We start from the raw sequence: 18,340 nt of genomic DNA, 5'->3' as shown, positions 1-18,340 counted from the left end.
TTCATGAACATGCATATTAAGAAAGTTGCAGTAATTGGTTCCGGTATAATGGGGAGTGGTATCGCATGCCACTTTGCCAATATTGGAGTTGAAGTTTTACTCTTGGATATTGTACCAAGGGAACTTACCGAAAAGGAGAAAGCAAAAGGACTTACCTTGGAAGATAAGGAGGTAAGGAATAGATTGGTGAACGATTCTTTGGCTACGGCCTTAAAATCTAAACCCTCCCCTATTTATCATCAAAAATTTGCCGACAGAATCTCTACAGGAAATTTGGAGGATGATATTTCTAAGGTTGCCAATGTAGATTGGATAATCGAAGTTGTTGTAGAACGATTGGATATCAAAAAACAAGTCTTCGAAAATCTGGAAAAGTATAGAACCCCCGGAACCCTTATAACTTCAAATACCTCTGGTATTCCAATTAAATTTATGAGTGAGGGAAGAAGTGAGGATTTTCAAAAACACTTCTGTGGTACACATTTCTTTAATCCTGCACGCTATTTAAAATTATTTGAAATAATTCCAGGTCCTAAAACCCTTCCAGAAGTCTTGGACTTTCTAAACGGATATGGAGAGAAGTTCTTAGGAAAAACCTCCGTAGTAGCTAAGGACACTCCTGCATTTATTGGAAACCGAGTGGGTATCTTCAGTATTCAAAGTTTATTCCATACGGTCAAGGAAATGAACATGACCGTGGAAGAAGTCGATAAATTGACCGGTCCTGTGATTGGAAGACCAAAATCCGCCACTTTTAGAACGGTGGATGTGGTAGGCCTGGATACTTTGGTCCACGTTGCCAATGGAATTTCGGAAAACTGTAAGAACGATGAACGTCACGAGCTTTTTGCACTTCCCGACTTCATCCAAACCATGATGGAAAACAAATGGTTGGGTAGTAAGTCCGGGCAGGGGTTTTATAAAAAGGTAAAGGATGATCAGGGTAAAAGTGAAATTTTGACCTTGGATTTGGACACGATGGATTATCGTGCCAAGAAGAGTGCAAAATTCGCCACTTTAGAATTGACCAAAACTATTGACAAGGTCGTAGATAGATTCTCTGTTTTGGTTGACGGAAAAGATAAGGCCGGGGAATTTTATCGCAAAAGTTTCGGTCAATTATTTGCCTATGTTTCCCACCGCATTCCAGAAATATCCGATGAATTATATAAAATCGATGATGCCATGAAGGCTGGCTTTGGCTGGGAACATGGCCCATTTCAAATTTGGGATGCCGTAGGTCTGGAAAAAGGATTAGAATTTATCGCTTCTGAGAATCAGACTGCCGCTGCTTGGGTTGACGAAATGAAAGCTGCGGGCATACATTCTTTTTATAGTGTAAAAGAGGGAAATACCTACTACTATGATATTCCTAAAAAGGAAATGAAGAAAGTTCCCGGACAGGACGCTTTCATTATACTGGATAACATTAGAAAATCTAAAGAAGTATTTAAAAACAGTGGAGTTGTAATTGAAGATTTAGGGGACGGCATACTTAACTGTGAGTTTCAATCCAAGATGAATACCATCGGTGGAGATGTACTTACGGGAATCAATAAAGCCATTGACTTGGCCGAGAAAAATTTTCAAGGATTGGTCGTTGGAAATCAGGCGTCCAATTTTTCTGTCGGTGCCAACATCGGAATGATATTTATGATGGCAGTAGAACAGGAATATGATGAACTGAACATGGCCATCAAAATGTTTCAGGATACTATGATGCGTATGCGCTATTCAGCTATACCCACGGTCTCAGCTCCACATGGGATGACCCTGGGTGGCGGATGTGAGCTTTCCCTGCATGCGGATAAAGTTGTAGCAGCGGCGGAAACCTATATTGGTTTAGTAGAATTTGGTGTAGGTGTTATTCCAGGGGGTGGAGGTTCGAAGGAATTTGCATTGAGGGCATCGGATTCCTTTAAAAAAGGAGACGTTGAATTGAATGTGCTTCAAGAATATTTTTTAACCATCGGAATGGCAAAAGTTTCGACTTCAGCCTACGAAGCATACGATTTAGGAATACTACAACATGGTAAGGATATTGTAGTAGTCAATAAAGACCGACAAATTGCCACCGCTAAATCTTATGCACAGCTCATGGCAGAATCCGGTTACACGCAACCTCCAAAACGTAAGGATGTCAAGGTACTTGGGAAACAAGCCTTGGGTATGTTCTTGGTAGGAACAGATTCTATGGAAGCCAGTCACTACATTAGTGAACATGATAAAAAGATTGCCAATAAGCTCGCCTATGTAATGGCCGGGGGCGATTTGTCGGAGCCTACTATGGTTTCAGAGCAGTATTTGTTGGATTTAGAGCGTGAGGCTTTTCTTTCACTATGTACAGAAAGAAAAACCTTAGAACGCATTCAGCACATGTTAAAAACAGGTAAACCACTTAGAAATTAAAACAATGAAAACAGCATATATAGTAAAAGGGTATCGAACCGCGGTAGGAAAAGCACCTAAAGGTGTGTTCCGGTTCAAAAGAACGGATGAATTAGCGGCTGAAACCATTGAGTACATGATGAAGGAGTTGCCAAATTTGGACAAAAAGAGAATTGACGACGTCATCGTGGGTAATGCCATGCCCGAAGGGGCACAAGGCCTAAATATGGGTCGCTTAATTTCCTTAATGGGTCTGGATATAGTTGATGTTCCAGGAGTCACGGTTAATAGATTTTGTTCCTCCGGTATCGAAACCATAGGGATTGCAACCGCAAAAATTCAGGCCGGGATGGCAGATTGCATTATTGCCGGTGGAGCGGAAAGTATGAGTGCGGTACCCATGACCGGGTATAAAACCGAATTGAATTATGATTTGGTGAAAGAAGGTCACGAGGACTATTATTGGGGTATGGGAAATACTGCGGAAGCAGTAGCCCAAGAATTTAAAGTATCTAGAGAGGACCAAGACGAGTTTGCCTTTAACTCTCACGTAAAAGCATTAAGGGCACAAGCCGAAGACCGTTTTCAAGACCAAATAGTTCCTATTGAAGTGGAGCAAACCTATGTTGATGAAAATGGAAAGAAAGCAACAAAAAAATATACGGTTACCAAAGATGAGGGTCCCAGAAAAGGAACATCAGTAGAAATCCTAAATAAACTTAGACCTGTGTTTGCAGCGGATGGAAGCGTCACCGCCGGTAACTCCTCACAAATGAGTGACGGTGCTGCTTTTGTCATGGTGATGAGCGAGGAAATGGTCAAGGAACTGAATTTAGAGCCTATCGCAAGATTAGTGAATTATGCTGCGGCAGGAGTACCTCCAAGAATTATGGGTATAGGTCCGGTAGCGGCCGTTCCAAAGGCTTTGAAACAAGCTGGTTTAAAACAGGAAAATGTTGAATTAATAGAATTGAACGAGGCTTTTGCTTCGCAATCCATTGCGGTCATACGAGAGTTAAAGTTAAATCAGGATATCGTCAATGTTAATGGTGGGGCCATTGCTCTCGGACACCCTCTTGGGTGTACTGGTGCAAAATTATCGGTACAGCTTTTTGACGAAATGCGTAAAAGAGACATGAAAGGTAAATATGGAATGGTTACCATGTGTGTGGGTACGGGTCAAGGTGCAGCAGGAATCTATGAATTTTTGAATTAAAAATATGAGATTTTAGTATTGGGTAAAGGGATATTAATCTAAGCACTCAATACTCATTACTAAATACTAATGACAATTAAAATGAGTACAGAAACTAAACAAGATATTCTTAGGGGAGGTCAATTCCTCGTAAAAGAAACCAATTGTGAAGATGTCTTTACGCTTGAAGACTTGAACGAAGAGCAAAAAATGATGCGGGAAAGCACCAAGGAGTTTGTCGATCGTAAACTTTGGGCGCATTGGGAGCGTTTTGAAAAGAAGGATTATGCGTATACGGAAGAATGTATGCGAGAAGCAGGTGAACTGGGACTCTTAAGCATTGCCGTTCCCGAAAAATATGAAGGTATGGGCATGGGTTTTGTCTCTACAATGCTGGTCTGTGATTACATATCCGGTGCTACAGGATCCTTCAGTACGGCCTTCGGGGCTCATACAGGTATTGGAACCTTGCCCATTACCTTGTACGGTACGGAAGAACAAAAGGAAAAATATGTACCTAAACTAGCAACAGGAGAATGGTTCGGGGCCTATTGTCTTACGGAGCCGGGTGCCGGATCAGACGCCAATTCTGGAAAGACAAAAGCTGTATTATCCGAAGATGGAAAATATTACAGTATCACCGGACAGAAAATGTGGATATCCAATGCGGGTTTCTGTAATCTATTTATTGTTTTTGCCAGAATTGAGGACGATAAAAATATTACTGGATTCATTGTTGAGAATGATTCAAAAAATGGAATAACCTTAGGTGACGAAGAAAAAAAACTCGGTATTCACTCCTCCTCTACCCGTCAGGTTTTCTTCAATGAAACCAAAGTACCCGTAGAAAATATGCTTTCTACCCGTGGTAATGGATTCAAAATTGCCATGAACGCATTAAACGTCGGGCGTATAAAGTTGGCCGCAGCCTGTTTGGAAGCCCAAAGACGGGTAATAAATGAGGCGACAAAATATGCGAATGAACGCATACAGTTTAAAACACCTATTATTAGCTTTGGTGCTATTAAGGCAAAGATTGCCGATATGGCTACCAATGCTTACGTAGACGAATCGGCCTGTTACAGAGCCGCTAAAAATATTGAAGATCGCATTGCAATACGGGAAGCCGATGGAAATTCGCACCAAGAAGCTGAGCTAAAAGGAGTTGAAGAATATGCCATTGAATGTTCCATCCTTAAAGTAGCGGTTTCAGAACATGTTCAACACACCACAGATGAAGGCATACAAATATTCGGGGGTATGGGCTTTAGCGCGGATACACCCATGGAATCTGCTTGGAGGGATGCCAGAATTGCCCGTATTTATGAAGGTACCAATGAAATAAATAGAATGTTGTCCGTTGGCATGTTGATAAAAAAAGCCATGAAAGGTCATGTTGACCTATTAGGTCCGGCTACAGCCGTGGGTGAAGAGTTAATGGGAATCCCTTCTTTTGAGACACCTGATTTCTCTGAATTATTTGCGGAGGAAAAAGACCTTTTAAAGCGATTGAAGAAAGTATTCCTAATGGTTGCAGGTAGTGCCGTTCAGAAATTTGGACCGCAACTGGAGGAGCACCAGCAATTGCTTTTGGCCGCTTCAGATATATTGATTCAGGTTTACTTAGCCGAATCCGCAATACTTAGAACTGAGAAAAATGCAAAACGATTTGGAGAGGACTCCCAATCCACCCAAATTGCCATGTCCAGACTTTATCTATATCGAGCAACAGAAATTATCATCCAAAAAGGTAAAGAGGCTATTGTTTCCTTTGCCGAAGGTGATGAGCAACGTATGATGCTCATGGGACTAAAACGTTTTACAAAATATACCAATAACCCAAATGTTATTGCTTTGCGCACACAAATTGCGGATAAGGTAGCATCAGATCAGGGTTACACCTTTGACTAATTCAGATTGCCCTTTTGTTTTGTTAGACAGAAGAAAAACCGCTCCAATTGGAGCGGTTTTTATTTGTACAATATGCTTGCAGCGTCTAATTTTAGACCATGAAAAATAAACTTTTAGAGACCGTATATTCCCCTCAAAATTTTCAAAAAGAAGGGCATCAACTCATTGATATCTTAACCAATCATTTAGATGATAAACTCTACGAAAAATCGGGAAAGGCCATTCATTGGAACGATCCGGAAGATGAATTGGAATTCTGGAAAGAGTTTCTGAAAAATGGGGATGACAACGAATTATTCAAAACCATTACCGACAGAACCACGTATGTACATCATCCCAATTGTATCGGACACCAAGTAACACCCACGGCTCCCATTACAGCATTAAGTGGAATGATAAGTTCCTTACTCAACAACGGTATGGCCGTATATGAAATGGGTATGTCCCCCAACGCCATTGAAAGGGTAGTTACCGATTTATTATGCAAAAAAATAGGCTGGGACGAAGAAGCCCGAGGCTTTTTAACTTCTGGAGGTACATTGGCCAACCTTACCGCACTTTTAACGGCCAGAAGGACTATCCTTAAAGAAGATATCTGGAATAATGGTATAGAAAATCCTATTGGCATAATGGTTAGTGAAGAAGCACACTATTGTGTGGACAGGGCTGCTAGGATAATGGGTCTAGGTGAAAAGGGAATTATAAAAATTCCATGTACGGAATCCTTTCAGATGGACATCGATATTCTTGAAAAAAAACATGCTGAAGCCATTTCAAAGGGTATTACCATCTTCGCCATCATTGGAAGTGCTCCATCAACAGCTACAGGTGCCTTCGATGATTTGGAATCCATAGGAGAATTTGCACGAAAACATGGACTGTGGTTTCACGTTGATGGTGCACATGGAGGAGCTGGAATTTTTTCGGAAAAATATAAGACTACGCTTAAGGGCATCGAACAAGCAGACTCCGTAGTTATCGATGGTCATAAAATGATGATGCTCCCGACAATTACCACCGCCCTACTCCTAAAAAATGGGATATACGCCAATGCAACTTTTAGTCAGAAAGCAGATTACCTATTAACAGAATCTGACCATGAAGACTGGTATAACTCTGGGAAAAGAACTTTTGAATGTACCAAGACCATGATGTGCATTTATTGGTATACAATGTTAAAACGCTATGGAGAGGAAGTATTCGACGCCTATGTTACCCAATTATATGATATGGGAAATACTTTTGGGGAAATAATACAAAACCACACTTCATTTAAATTAGCGGTTAAACCCATGGCTAATATCGTTTGCTTTAGATATTATGATTCTAAATTAACGCAAATCCAACTTAATAATTTAAATGCAAAAATTCGCCAACTACTTTTGGAAGATGGCGAATTTTATATTGTACAGACCAAGCTTAGAGGTTGGCACTACCTGCGAGTAACTGTAATGAATCCTTTTACGACCAAGGAACACTTCGATAAGTTACTCCAAAAGATTATCACAATAGGGCAAAAATTGAATGCTCAAGAGCCTATAATTTACTAATCGAGGCCAATACCTGTTCCTCACTTTCCTGTCTAGAAAAATTGATAGCACATTCAATCAATGCCAAATGTGAATAGGCCTGTGGGAAGTTCCCTAAAAGCCTTTTAGTCTTAAAATCAACATCTTCACTAAAAAGCCCTAAATGATTACTATAGGAAAGAAGCTTATCAAAATGCTTCATAGCCTTTTCTTGCTCACCTATTTTGAATAAACTATTTATGAACCAAAAAGTACAAATAGTAAACGAAGAGGAAGGCAAACCAAAATCATCCTCATTTTTATAGCGATACAATAGACCATCATTGCTCAATTCCCTTTCAATGGCATGTACGGTGCTCACGAATTTTGGGTCTTTGGCATGAATAAAACCATAAGATTCCATTAAAAGAACAGAGGCATCCATATCCGGTGAGCCATAGGATTGTGTAAATGCATTTACGTCCGGATTCCAAGCATTGGCATGAATATCATTTTTAATTTCCTGCTCCAGCTTGGTCCATTTTTCCAATTTATGGGTTTTTCTAAAAAGTCTTGCTACTTTAATAGCTCTATCAATGGCCACCCAACATAATACCTTGGAGAAGGTAAAATGACGATCTTCAGTTCTAAATTCCCATATACCTTTGTCCGCCTCTTTCCAGTGGTGCGAGACAATCCAAACAATACCCTTAGTAATTCCCCAAAGGTCCTCTCCATTTTCGGTATCATTACTGTATTTAGATAGTTGCTCATAAATAACATCCATTAAAATGCCATAGATATCATTCTGACGTTGTTTATAGGCTGCATTACCAATACGGACAGGTTTAGAGTCTTTATAACCACTTAAATGATCCAAAGTGCGTTCAGTCAATTTTTTCTCTTTATTGATGCCGTACATAATTTGAAGTTTCTCATCTTTATCGGGAATTAGGTCCACAATAAATTGAAGATATCTTTTGGCAACGTTTCTATGACCCAACTCTCCAATTACCTTAATAGCCATTGAGGCATCCCGAATCCAACAAAAACGATAATCCCAGTTTCGTACCTCCCCAATTGTTTCTGGTAAAGACGTAGTGGCTGCTGCCAATACGGCCCCAGATTTGTCATAGGTAAGTAATTTCAAAGTAATTGCACTTCTACTGATTTCGGTGTTGTATTTTTTGTAGTTCGGTGTCTTGCTACTCCAGTTTAACCAATATACCTTAGTTCTTTCCAACTCGGTATACATCTTTCTTACCGTAGGGTGAAATAGTTTTTCATTATATCCTAGGAGAAAAAATCCGTCATCCTTAATTTCAATCTCCCTTCCCTCTACTACTGCATTTTTGTTAAATGAAGTATATAAAAAACACGTGTCAAACTTTTCACCATGGGTAAGGCTAACAATAAAATTCTTCTTTACATACGTTTTCGTTTCGCCATGCGCGTATTCCAAACGGGGATCATACTTAACCTTAAACTTAGGTTTACCACTTAGAAGTTTAAAATAGCGAATCAATTCCGGAGGAGAATTATACCCCCCTCCTGCTTTTCTATACCTAGGCATGAAATCCCTGATTTCAAACACATCATCTCCTGAAGAAAATTTTGTGATAAGAACAGCAGTATGTTTCTTATATCTTTGTTCTATAGTATAGGAATCATCCACTAAAACCTCAAAACTTCCACCAATATTTTCATCCAGTAACTTGGCGAACAAGGAGGAAGAATCAAATTCAGGCAAGCAACACCAGTCTATTGAGCCCTCTTTTGAAACTAATGCCGCACTTCTACAATTTCCTATTATTCCGTAATCTAAATTATTCATTCACTAAAAATCTTGATTCATTTGGGCATACAATTGTTATTACCCTTCTTTTTCCCGAAATTGAGAGAAATTAAATTCATTTCAAAGCAAAACTTGCTATTTATGGCTAAAACTATCATAATCTCAAATAGACTCCCAGTACAATTACAAATTAGCAATGGAAGCATTACCGCAATACCAAGTGTTGGTGGACTTGCTACCGGTATGAAATCCGTTCATTCCGGTGGTGATAGTCTTTGGATTGGCTGGAGCGGACTAACGGATGAGGAAATCCCTGAAGAGTTGATTTCCAAAATAGATAGCGCTCTGGCGGAACATGGTTCCTCCAAGGTTAATCTTTCGCAAAAAGAGGTTGACGGATTTTATTATGGATTTAGCAATAGAACCGTTTGGCCCTTATTCCATTATTTTATGGAATATTCCGAATTTGAATGGGAGAGTTGGGAAATCTATAAAAGTGTAAATCAGAAATTTGCCGACGCCATTTTGGAAAAGGCAGAAGATGATGATGTTATATGGGTACATGATTATCAATTGATGTTGGTGCCGCAGATGGTTCGTGAAAAACGCCCGAACGTATCCATTGGTTTCTTTCTACACATCCCCTTCCCTTCTTTCGAAATATTCAGAACATTACCTTGGAGAAAGGAAGTTTTATCGGGGCTTCTAGGTTCCGATTTAATTGGTTTCCATACCTATGACTATGAAAGGCATTTTTTAAGCTCCGTACGCAGGTTACTTGGTCTTGAAGTAAGTTTCAATGACATCTATTTGGATGATAGGGTCATAAAAGTTGATTCTTTTCCAATGGGAATCGACTATAAAAAATTCAACGATGCGGCAAAAGAACATGCACAGCGCGATGAGTCCCAAAAATCCGAGCTTCAAAAAAGGTTGGATACCCATAAAGAATCTACTCCCGATGCCAAATTCTTCCTCTCCATTGACCGATTGGATTATACCAAGGGAATAGCAAAACGCTTAAACGCCTTTGAGTATTTCTTAACGAAATATCCGCAATACAAGGAAAAAGTCCGTTTGATAATTCTTGCCGTACCCTCTAGATCCAACGTACCGCAATATCAATTACTCAAAAAAGAAATAGACGAGCTTGTTGGGCGAATCAATGGGGAGCTATCCACTGTTAGTTGGACTCCTATTTGGTATTTCTACCGATCTATGCCATTTGACAACCTAATAGACCTTTATACAACTTGCGATATTGCATGGCTAACGCCCATTAGAGATGGTATGAACTTGGTTGCCAAGGAATATGTCGCAACAAGGACCGATAAAACGGGAGTCTTGATATTAAGTGAAATGGCTGGTTCTGCCAACGAAATGAATGAATCTATGCTCATCAACCCCAATAATTTTGAGCAAATTGCAGACACTTTGGATAAGGCCATTAATATGCCGAAAAAAGAACAGCAGCAACGAAATGCTATATTGCAAAAACGATTGGAACGATATAACGTGGAAAAATGGGCCAATGATTTCATGACGTCATTATTAAATCAAAAAGAAAAAGATCTTACTTATATATCCAGAAGGCTCTCTGTTGATTTAATGAACACGGTCATGAAAAAGTACAGAAAAGCGAAAAGAAGATTAGTTTTTCTCGATTACGATGGTACTTTATCCGGTTTTCATAACGATCCACAAAAAGCAAGTCCCGATGAAGAACTATATAAGTTATTAGACGAAATATCCTCTCAAGAAAACACAGATATGTATCTAATTAGTGGTAGGGATAAGGAAACTTTCACAAAATGGTTCTTACCAAAAAAATACAATATGATCGTGGAGCACGGCGTATGGATATCACAAGGGGGCGAAGAGTTTCGAATGCTGGAAAATGTGAAAAAGGATTGGATGGAAAAAATACATCCCGTCTTGGATTCCTTTGTCGATAGAACTCCTGGCAGTTTCATTGAAGAAAAGAACTATTCCTTGGCTTGGCACTATAGAAATACAGATCCAGACTTTGGTCAAAAGAGAGCTGTGGAATTAAATACGGTACTTACCAGTTTAATTGCCAATGATGACCTTAGTGTTCTAAATGGTAATAAGGTTATGGAAATTAAAAGCAGTAATGTTAATAAAGGAAGAGCTTCCATGCGTGTATATTCGGAACAGGACTATGATTTCGTCTTTGCCATTGGCGATGATTGGACCGATGAATTTATGTTCCAGGAATTACCGGAAGATTCCATTACCGTTAAAGTGGGAAGACAAAAGACTCAAGCGAAATATTTTGTAGATAACACAAAAAACGTAAGGGATATTTTGGGTAGGTTTGCCGATATGCACTGATTACTAGTTCCGAATTCAACCAATGAGAAACTATCTTTTTCTAAGTATTGCGGGTTTGCTATGCATTTTTAATAGCGTTGCCCAACAGAATACAGAGGTTTATGTAGCTGATTTAAACTTTGCGAACGATACTTTGGAGCTTGGTAAGCTTTTGAACATATCCAATAATGATGGTTATGACAACCAACCTTCTTTTTTTGATGATGAAAACATTCTTTTTTCATCGACTAGAAATGGTCAGACCGATATTGCGCGCTACAACATACAAACCGAATCTTCTTCATGGATTTCGGATACACCAAATGGTAGCGAATATTCCCCGTTAAAAATACCAGGAAAAGCTGCAATTTCAGCGATACGTCTAGACAAAGACGGGCTGCAAAGATTATATCAGTATGATTTTAATACAGGACAATCCGAAGAGCTACTCCAGGGTTTAAAAGTAGGATATCATGTCTGGTACAATGATCATATCCTGGTTTGCACCGTTTTGATTGAAAATCGAATGGATCTTGTAGTAGCAAATTTGAATGATAATTCCAGGTATACCTTTCAGAAAAACGTGGGTAGGTCGCTCCATAAAATTCCCGATTCAGAATTATTAAGTTTTGTTTCTAAAGAAAATGATACGGCTATAGTAAGATCTATGCACCCAATATCTGGGACTACTGAAAATATTGTGACGCTTTTGACAAAATCGGAGGATGTTACTTGGACACAAGGTGGAACTTTACTATCTGCCTATGAAAACTTTTTAATTGGATACCACCCTAAGAAAGACAATAGTTGGAAACCTTTATATAAATTCGACCCAAAACAAATCTCCAGTATTTCTAGATTGGCCATTGGTCCGAATGGGAAACGTATTGCGCTAGTATCTTCAGATTCTCCAGATAAGCTTGTACAAAAACAGGTTGAAGCCTATAATGCCGGAAACTTAGATGCCTTCGTCAATTGCTATAGTGAAAATGTAGTGGTAAGCAATTTTCCTTCTGATACGCTTTATGTAGGACATGAAAAAATGCGAAAAAACTACAGTAATCTTTCTCCAGAAAATAAATTGTACAATGTTGAGGTTGTAAATCGAATAGTTATTGACGACCATGTTATAGACCATGAAAAAGTAACGGGTAGAGGCAAAACAACCATGCAAGTCGCCATTTATGAAGTTGGGAATACAATTTTGAACATGACTTTCATTTTTGAAGAAGCTGATGGTCCAAATCCTGAAACGGTTGTGCAAAAACAATTGGAAGCGTATAACTCAAGGGATATAGATGCCTTTTTAGCTACCTACTCTAAAGATGCAAGGTTGTACGGTTATCCACATACCCTAGAAACAGCGGGTCCTGAAGCCATGAGGACAGGCTATAGTGCATTTTTCAAATCGAGCCCAGATTTACATTGTGAGATAAAGAATAGAATTGTCATTGGCAACAAAGTGATTGATGAAGAGGAAATAACATCAAATGGGAACACGTTTAATGCGGTCGCTATTTACGAAATTGAAAACGAAAAAATAATGAAGGTCACTTTTGTCAGGTAAAGCAACCCATTGAAGCAAAAATCCTACATTCTTCTAATCATTATCATTGCACAATTTGCTTGTACCTCCCCATGGTTTGCGGGAAATAGTATAATCGACGAGTTGACCTTAAAATACAATTTTGAACAGGAAATAATAGGTTATGTAATCTCTTCGGTGCAATTTGGGTTTATTTCGGGTACATTGCTTTTTGCCTTATTCATGGTAGCCGACCGTTTCTCTCCATCCAAGGTTTTTATGGTTTGCGCTATTCTAGCGGCATTTTGCAACTTGTTTCTTGTAACCGAGTATCTTTCAAAATGGAGTTTGTTGTTGGCCCGTTTTGGAACAGGTTTCTTTTTGGCGGGAATTTATCCGGTTGGTATGAAAATCGCCGCGGACTATTATGAAAAAGGCTTGGGCAAAGCACTTGGATTCTTAGTTGGTGCCTTGGTTCTGGGTACGGCCTTTCCTTTTTTAATAAAAGGTACTTCTTGGGGTCATTCTCCAAATACCGTAATTTTCACAACATCTTCATTGACCATTATAGGAGGAATTTTGCTGTTCTTATTGGTTCCTAATGGACCTTATCGAAAAAAAAGCATTCTTCTTAAATTAAATGCCGGACCGCAATTATTCAGAACCAAGGATTTTAAAAAAGCTGCGTTCGGGTATTTTGGACATATGTGGGAGTTATATGCCTTTTGGGCTTTTACTCCCTTCGCCATAAAGAGTTATAATGTACTATCTGGAAACAATTTCTCCGTTTCATTATGGACAGGAATTATCATAACGCTCGGTAGTATCTCCTGCGGAATTGGAGGATTGCTTTCCCAATATTTAGGAAGTAAAAAGGTTGCATTTTTTGCACTGACCATATCCGGTTTGTGCTGTTTACTTTCCCCTTTGGCTTTTTTGTTTTCTTCTCCTTTATTTCTTGTAATCTGGTGTTTATGGGGAATGGCAGTGACCATGGACTCACCCCAGTTCTCAAAATTAGTAGCTTCTTCTATATCAAGTGAATTGAAAGGCACAGGACTTACCTTGGTTAACAGTATCGGTTTTGCAATATCAATAGTCAGTATTCAATTATTATCCTTTTTATCTGGCATCATTGACCCAAAATATATTTTCTTGGTGCTATCGCTTGGTCCTATTTTTGGTCTTTGGCATTTAAACGGAAATAAATCCGATTAATTTTTAATACTTTTAAAAGCCATGAAACTACCACATAACATAAGCAGAATAGAAGCTTTTAGCGATGGTGTTTTTGCTTTTGCAGCAACGCTTTTAGTCGTTAGTTTAGGTATGGACAGCTCCGACTCCATTATGGATGTGGACCTTAAATCCTTTGTAGGATTTGCAATTAGTTTTTTTGTGCTCTTTAGTTTTTGGTACCTCCACTATAACTTTTTCAGAAGGACCAAGTATATGGATAATTGGATAATCACTTGCAATGCCATCCTTCTTTTTGTAGTGCTATACTATGTATTTCCATTAAAATCCTTAATCAATTCATGGTTTGAGGATCAGGGTATGACCTATGATAGGCTTGCAGGGCTCTTTGAACTTTATGGAATAGGGTTTGGCCCTTATTTTTTTATGCTTTTCTCTTATGTATTATAGGGCTTATAAAAAATCCAAGCACTTGGAGCTTTCCATGGAACTTTATTTTTATAGCCGTCATTTTGCCCTCTTTGTCGTTGTAGGTGTAATTTCGATTATAGTAGCTTATTTAAAGCTAGGTATTACCTTTGGACTTCCAGGAATTCTATATTGCCTAATTGGCCTTTTTTGTTCTGTACACAGTTATTTATTCTATAAAAAATATAAAACCGATTAAATGAAAAAACTATTATTATTAGGTCTAATGACCGTATCCTTTGCACTTTCAGCTCAAACGAATCAAAAAATCTACGATATTATAGATGCTGTTTCTGCAAAACGGATAGAAAATGATATTACCAAATTGGCCAATTTTGGTACCCGGCATACCTTAAGCGATACTATTTCCCAGACCAGGGGAATTGGGGCTGCAAGACGTTGGATCAAATCGGAATTTGAAAAAACTTCCCAGGCCTGCAATGGGTGCCTAAACGTTTTTTATCAAAAGGACTTGGTCAAAAAAGGAGCCAACCAGCGTATCGTACATGATGTGGAAATTGTTAATGTGTTGGCAGTACAAAAAGGAACAAAATACCCAAACAGATACATTATTATGAGCGGCGATATTGATAGCCGGGTGAGCGACCCTACCAATTTTACGGACGATTCTCCCGGGGCCAATGACAATGCTAGTGGTATGGCCGGAACCTTGGAGGCTGCTCGGGTACTTTCCAAATACACCTTTGAAAACAGTATTATCTATATGGGACTTTCCGGAGAGGAACAGGGCTTGTTCGGTGGTGGTGGCGTTGCGCAATACGCCAAGGACCAAGGTTGGGAAATCATTGGAATCTTCAATAATGACATGATCGGAAATATTAAAGGGGTGGATGGAGTAGTAAGCAATGTGGATTTCCGAATTTTTTCCGAACCCGTTCCTCCCAATGAAACGGAAGAGCAACGCAGGGCCAGAAGGTTTTATGGAGGTGAGGTCGATGGTATTTCAAGACAATTGGCCAGATATGTGCATAAGAATGTAAAGACCTATATGCCCGAAATGAACCCGATGATGATCTATCGTTTGGACCGATTTGGTCGTGGAGGACATCACAGACCCTTTAACGATGCTGGATTTGCGGGTATCCGAATCATGGAGGCGCACGAAAATTACACCCAGCAACATCAAGATATCCGGGTAGAAGACGGCATTGCATATGGTGACGTTTTGGAACACGTTAATTTTGACTACGCGGCAAAACTAACCGCTGTAAATGCGATTAACCTAGCTTCCTTGGCTTGGGCACCACCGGCACCAAAGGAAGTGAAAATCGGTGGTATCGTTCAGCCTTCGGCCAAGTTTCAGTGGAGCAAGGTGGATGGCGCCGTTGGGTATAAAATTTATTGGAGAGATACGACCTCACCCACATGGGACAATAGTAGATTTGTAGGTGATGTAACGGAGTTCACTTTGGAAGGTATTGTTATCGATAATTACTTTTTCGGGGTTTCTTCAGTTGGTGAGGATGGTTTTGAAAGTCCTGTAGTATTCCCAAACGGAATTTTTAGATAGATATTAAAATGAGCCTTAAATAAATCAGATATGGAAGATTTTAGTTTACCCTTATTTCTTTGGCAGACTTTTTTATTGGTCCTGATTGTATTTCTAGCTGTTCTTTTGATTAAATTTTTCAGAAAAAGATTAAAATAATTTTATTGGTTATGAATAAGTTCCTTGTTCTATTTGCCTCCCTTTTATTTTTTCAATTTTCCAATGCTCAAGAATTCACGCAGCAGGATACCCTTAGAGGAAGTATTACTCCAGAACGTGCCTGGTGGGACCTCAATTACTATCATTTGGATATTGAGGTTCAACCAGATGATAAATTCATTTCCGGCACCAATACTATTCGCTACAAGGTTTTAGATGCAAATCAGGTATTGCAAGTGGACCTTCAACCGCCACTGTCTATAGAAAAGGTTACCCAGGACGGTAAGAAACTGGAATTCGAGACCAATGGCAATGCCCATTTTGTAAAACTAGAAAAAACTCAAAAAGAAGGTGATTATAATGAAATCGTCGTGCATTATTCGGGGCATCCCAAAGAAGCGGTACGCGCTCCCTGGGATGGTGGTTTTTCCTGGAAAAAGGACGAAAATGGGAATCACTTTGTGGGCACCTCTTGTCAGGGATTAGGAGCCAGTGTATGGTGGCCCAATAAGGACCACATGTACGATGAAGTGGACAGCATGCTTATGAGTGTAAAGGTACCCAAGGGCCTCACGGGCGTATCCAATGGGAGACTACGCAAAGTGGACAAGGATACAAATACCTATCACTGGTTCGTGTCCAATCCCATAAACAACTATGGTGTCAATGTAAATATTGGCGATTACGTGCATTTTGGAGAGGACTATGAAGGGGAAAAAGGCATGTTGGACATGGACTATTATGTTTTGAGGGATAATCTGGAAAAAGCCAAGGAACAGTTTAAGCAAGCTCCCAAGATGATGGAAGCCTTTGAGCACTGGTTTGGGCCCTACCCTTTTTACGAGGACTCTTTTAAACTGGTGGAAGTACCGTATTTGGGTATGGAGCACCAAAGCTCCGTCACCTACGGAAACCAATATGGAAATGGCTACTTAGGTCGGGATTTATCAGGCACAGGCTGGGGGTTAAAGTTCGATTATATCATCATCCATGAGGCCGGACATGAATGGTTCGCCAATAACATCACCTACAAGGATATTGCCGATATGTGGGTACATGAAGGATTCACCATGTACTCAGAAAGCCTTTTTATCGAATATTACTATGGTAAGGAAGCGGCGGCCGAGTACCTTTTAGGCATCCGAAAGAACATTAGAAATGACAGACCATTAATTGGACCTTACGATGTAAATAAATCAGGCTCTGGAGATATGTACAACAAAGGGGCGAATATCTTGCATACCTTCAGGCAAATTATGGACGATGATGAACAATGGAGGGCCACCTTGCGCGGTGTAAATGAAGAATTTTATCATGAAACCGTAACATCCAAGCAAATAGAAAATTATTTGGATAATCAAGTCAAAGGTGATTTCGGAACTTTTTTTGACCAATATTTAAGGACTGCGGACATCCCGATTTTTGAATATGAAATACAGGATGGGATTTTTAAATACCGATATCAAAAAGTAGTAGATGATTTTAAAATGCCCTTGAGGATTTTGCTGGACAAGGAACCTAAGTGGATAACCCCATCATCCAATTGGCATCAGCTCGCTATTAAAAAGGGTACGTCGGTTCAGGTGGATCCTAATTTTTATGTTGAAGTGAAATCCAAATAAATTCTATTTCGAAGTAATAGTATAATATTTGTATATGATTTAAGGTTGACTCCTGTTTTTTTTATGCCTCAAAATGACCTCCAGAAAGGTAAAAGAATAGGAGGATGATATTTATCATATTCCGTTTCTACAAAATTTTGATAAATTGCTCTTCATTGAAGCAACAAATGCGACAACACCCTTATCCAAATTAAACAACATAACATGTCCACAAATAAAATTCCAAAAAGTATTGCTACGCGTCTTAATCAGGATACAATAAACTGGCAAACGTTACTAGAAGAAACTATAAATTACTTTAATTGCTCAACGGGTACCCTTCATTTTCTAAAACCGGACACATCCATTTTAGAGCTGAAGGCCCAAAAAGGAATCCCTGATTTTCTTATCCCCAAGGTATCGGCAATTCCAATCGGAAAAGGCATGGCAGGGATAGCAGCTGAACGTATGAAACCTGTAGAAATGTGTAACCTCCAAACCGATGAATCCGGAGTGGCAAGACCGGCCGCCAAGGAAACCAAAGTAGAAGGGTCGCTTGCTGCACCATTGACACACAATGGGAAATTATTTGGTACCATCGGCATAGCGAAACCTGTACCGTATGATTTTACCGAAGAGGAAATTTTGTCCTTAATGCAAATTGGGGATGCAATCTGTCAGAAAATTAGTTAAAGGCCTAGCTTCTATTCTTTAAAAAATTGAATAAAAAAGCCCGCTTAAAGCGGGCT

The 18,340-nt window shown here is 39.4% G+C and carries 12 protein-coding genes; 11 read left to right on the top strand and 1 reads right to left on the bottom strand.

Going from position 1 to position 18,340, the window contains the following annotated elements; all coding sequences use genetic code 11:
• Positions 1 to 3 precede the first annotated feature (3 nt).
• The 4 genes from PP182_RS12265 to PP182_RS12250 all read left to right on the top strand — a co-directional run bounded on the left by PP182_RS12265 (position 4) and on the right by PP182_RS12250 (position 7,044).
• Positions 4 to 2,409, top strand: a complete 2,406-nt coding sequence (locus tag PP182_RS12265; RefSeq protein ID WP_272651547.1) for a 3-hydroxyacyl-CoA dehydrogenase/enoyl-CoA hydratase family protein — start codon at positions 4 to 6, stop codon at positions 2,407 to 2,409.
• 4 nt (positions 2,410 to 2,413) lie between these two features.
• Positions 2,414 to 3,604, top strand: a complete 1,191-nt coding sequence (locus PP182_RS12260) for an acetyl-CoA C-acyltransferase (RefSeq protein ID WP_272651546.1) — start codon at positions 2,414 to 2,416, stop codon at positions 3,602 to 3,604.
• A gap of 81 nt (positions 3,605 to 3,685) precedes the next feature.
• Positions 3,686 to 5,494: an acyl-CoA dehydrogenase family protein gene (locus PP182_RS12255; RefSeq protein ID WP_272651545.1), complete on the top strand. Its 1,809-nt coding sequence runs from the start codon at positions 3,686 to 3,688 to the stop codon at positions 5,492 to 5,494.
• Positions 5,495 to 5,592: 98 nt separating this feature from the next.
• Positions 5,593 to 7,044: a pyridoxal phosphate-dependent decarboxylase family protein gene (locus PP182_RS12250; protein ID WP_272651544.1), complete on the top strand. Its 1,452-nt coding sequence runs from the start codon at positions 5,593 to 5,595 to the stop codon at positions 7,042 to 7,044.
• Here the strand turns inward: PP182_RS12250 and PP182_RS12245 are convergent.
• On the bottom strand, positions 7,031 to 8,836 hold the full coding sequence (locus PP182_RS12245; protein WP_272651543.1) for a glycoside hydrolase family 15 protein: 1,806 nt from the start codon (positions 8,834 to 8,836) through the stop codon (positions 7,031 to 7,033). The genes PP182_RS12250 and PP182_RS12245 overlap by 14 nt on opposite strands.
• Positions 8,837 to 8,938: 102 nt before the next feature.
• Between PP182_RS12245 and PP182_RS12240 the strand changes: the two genes are divergently transcribed.
• From PP182_RS12240 to PP182_RS12210, 7 genes are all read left to right on the top strand, one after another.
• Entirely contained in the window at positions 8,939 to 11,152 is a 2,214-nt protein-coding gene (locus tag PP182_RS12240) for a bifunctional alpha,alpha-trehalose-phosphate synthase (UDP-forming)/trehalose-phosphatase (RefSeq protein ID WP_272651542.1), read from the top strand.
• Positions 11,153 to 11,174: 22 nt separating this feature from the next.
• Entirely contained in the window at positions 11,175 to 12,698 is a 1,524-nt protein-coding gene (locus tag PP182_RS12235) for a nuclear transport factor 2 family protein (protein WP_272651541.1), read from the top strand.
• 9 nt (positions 12,699 to 12,707) lie between these two features.
• The gene (locus PP182_RS12230) at positions 12,708 to 13,874 is read left to right on the top strand and encodes an MFS transporter (protein WP_272651540.1); all 1,167 of its coding nucleotides are present in this window, start codon (positions 12,708 to 12,710) and stop codon (positions 13,872 to 13,874) included.
• Positions 13,875 to 13,895: 21 nt separating this feature from the next.
• Positions 13,896 to 14,303 carry a TMEM175 family protein gene (locus PP182_RS12225; protein ID WP_272651539.1) on the top strand — a complete coding sequence of 136 codons (408 nt, stop codon included), beginning with the start codon at positions 13,896 to 13,898 and terminating at the stop codon, positions 14,301 to 14,303.
• Between the two features lie 217 nt (positions 14,304 to 14,520).
• Entirely contained in the window at positions 14,521 to 15,852 is a 1,332-nt protein-coding gene (locus PP182_RS12220; RefSeq protein WP_272651538.1) for a M28 family peptidase, read from the top strand.
• 149 nt (positions 15,853 to 16,001) lie between these two features.
• A complete protein-coding gene (locus tag PP182_RS12215) occupies positions 16,002 to 17,612 on the top strand; it encodes a M1 family metallopeptidase (protein ID WP_272651537.1) in 1,611 nt (536 codons plus the stop codon).
• 204 nt (positions 17,613 to 17,816) lie between these two features.
• Positions 17,817 to 18,284, top strand: coding sequence for a GAF domain-containing protein (locus tag PP182_RS12210; RefSeq protein ID WP_272651536.1), 468 nt, complete (start codon positions 17,817 to 17,819; stop codon positions 18,282 to 18,284).
• The last annotated feature ends 56 nt before the right edge of the window (positions 18,285 to 18,340 follow it).

The organism is Maribacter sp. PR1 (assembly GCF_028464145.1).
Lineage (GTDB): Bacteria > Bacteroidota > Bacteroidia > Flavobacteriales > Flavobacteriaceae > Maribacter.
The sequence above is the reverse complement of the archived record's forward strand: the minus strand, read 5'-3'. Positions and strand labels throughout refer to the sequence as shown.

Bases quoted from the DNA above. Each gene is read 5' to 3' on its own strand.
- PP182_RS12265 (WP_272651547.1), top strand. From the start codon at position 4: ATGAACATGCATATTAAGAAAGTTGCAGTAATTGGTTCCGGTATAATG.
- PP182_RS12260 (WP_272651546.1), top strand. From the start codon at position 2,414: ATGAAAACAGCATATATAGTAAAAGGGTATCGAACCGCGGTAGGAAAA.
- PP182_RS12255 (WP_272651545.1), top strand. From the start codon at position 3,686: ATGAGTACAGAAACTAAACAAGATATTCTTAGGGGAGGTCAATTCCTC.
- PP182_RS12250 (WP_272651544.1), top strand. From the start codon at position 5,593: ATGAAAAATAAACTTTTAGAGACCGTATATTCCCCTCAAAATTTTCAA.
- PP182_RS12245 (WP_272651543.1), bottom strand. From the start codon at position 8,836: ATGAATAATTTAGATTACGGAATAATAGGAAATTGTAGAAGTGCGGCA.
- PP182_RS12240 (WP_272651542.1), top strand. From the start codon at position 8,939: ATGGCTAAAACTATCATAATCTCAAATAGACTCCCAGTACAATTACAA.
- PP182_RS12235 (WP_272651541.1), top strand. From the start codon at position 11,175: ATGAGAAACTATCTTTTTCTAAGTATTGCGGGTTTGCTATGCATTTTT.
- PP182_RS12225 (WP_272651539.1), top strand. From the start codon at position 13,896: ATGAAACTACCACATAACATAAGCAGAATAGAAGCTTTTAGCGATGGT.
- PP182_RS12220 (WP_272651538.1), top strand. From the start codon at position 14,521: ATGAAAAAACTATTATTATTAGGTCTAATGACCGTATCCTTTGCACTT.
- PP182_RS12215 (WP_272651537.1), top strand. From the start codon at position 16,002: ATGAATAAGTTCCTTGTTCTATTTGCCTCCCTTTTATTTTTTCAATTT.
- PP182_RS12210 (WP_272651536.1), top strand. From the start codon at position 17,817: ATGTCCACAAATAAAATTCCAAAAAGTATTGCTACGCGTCTTAATCAG.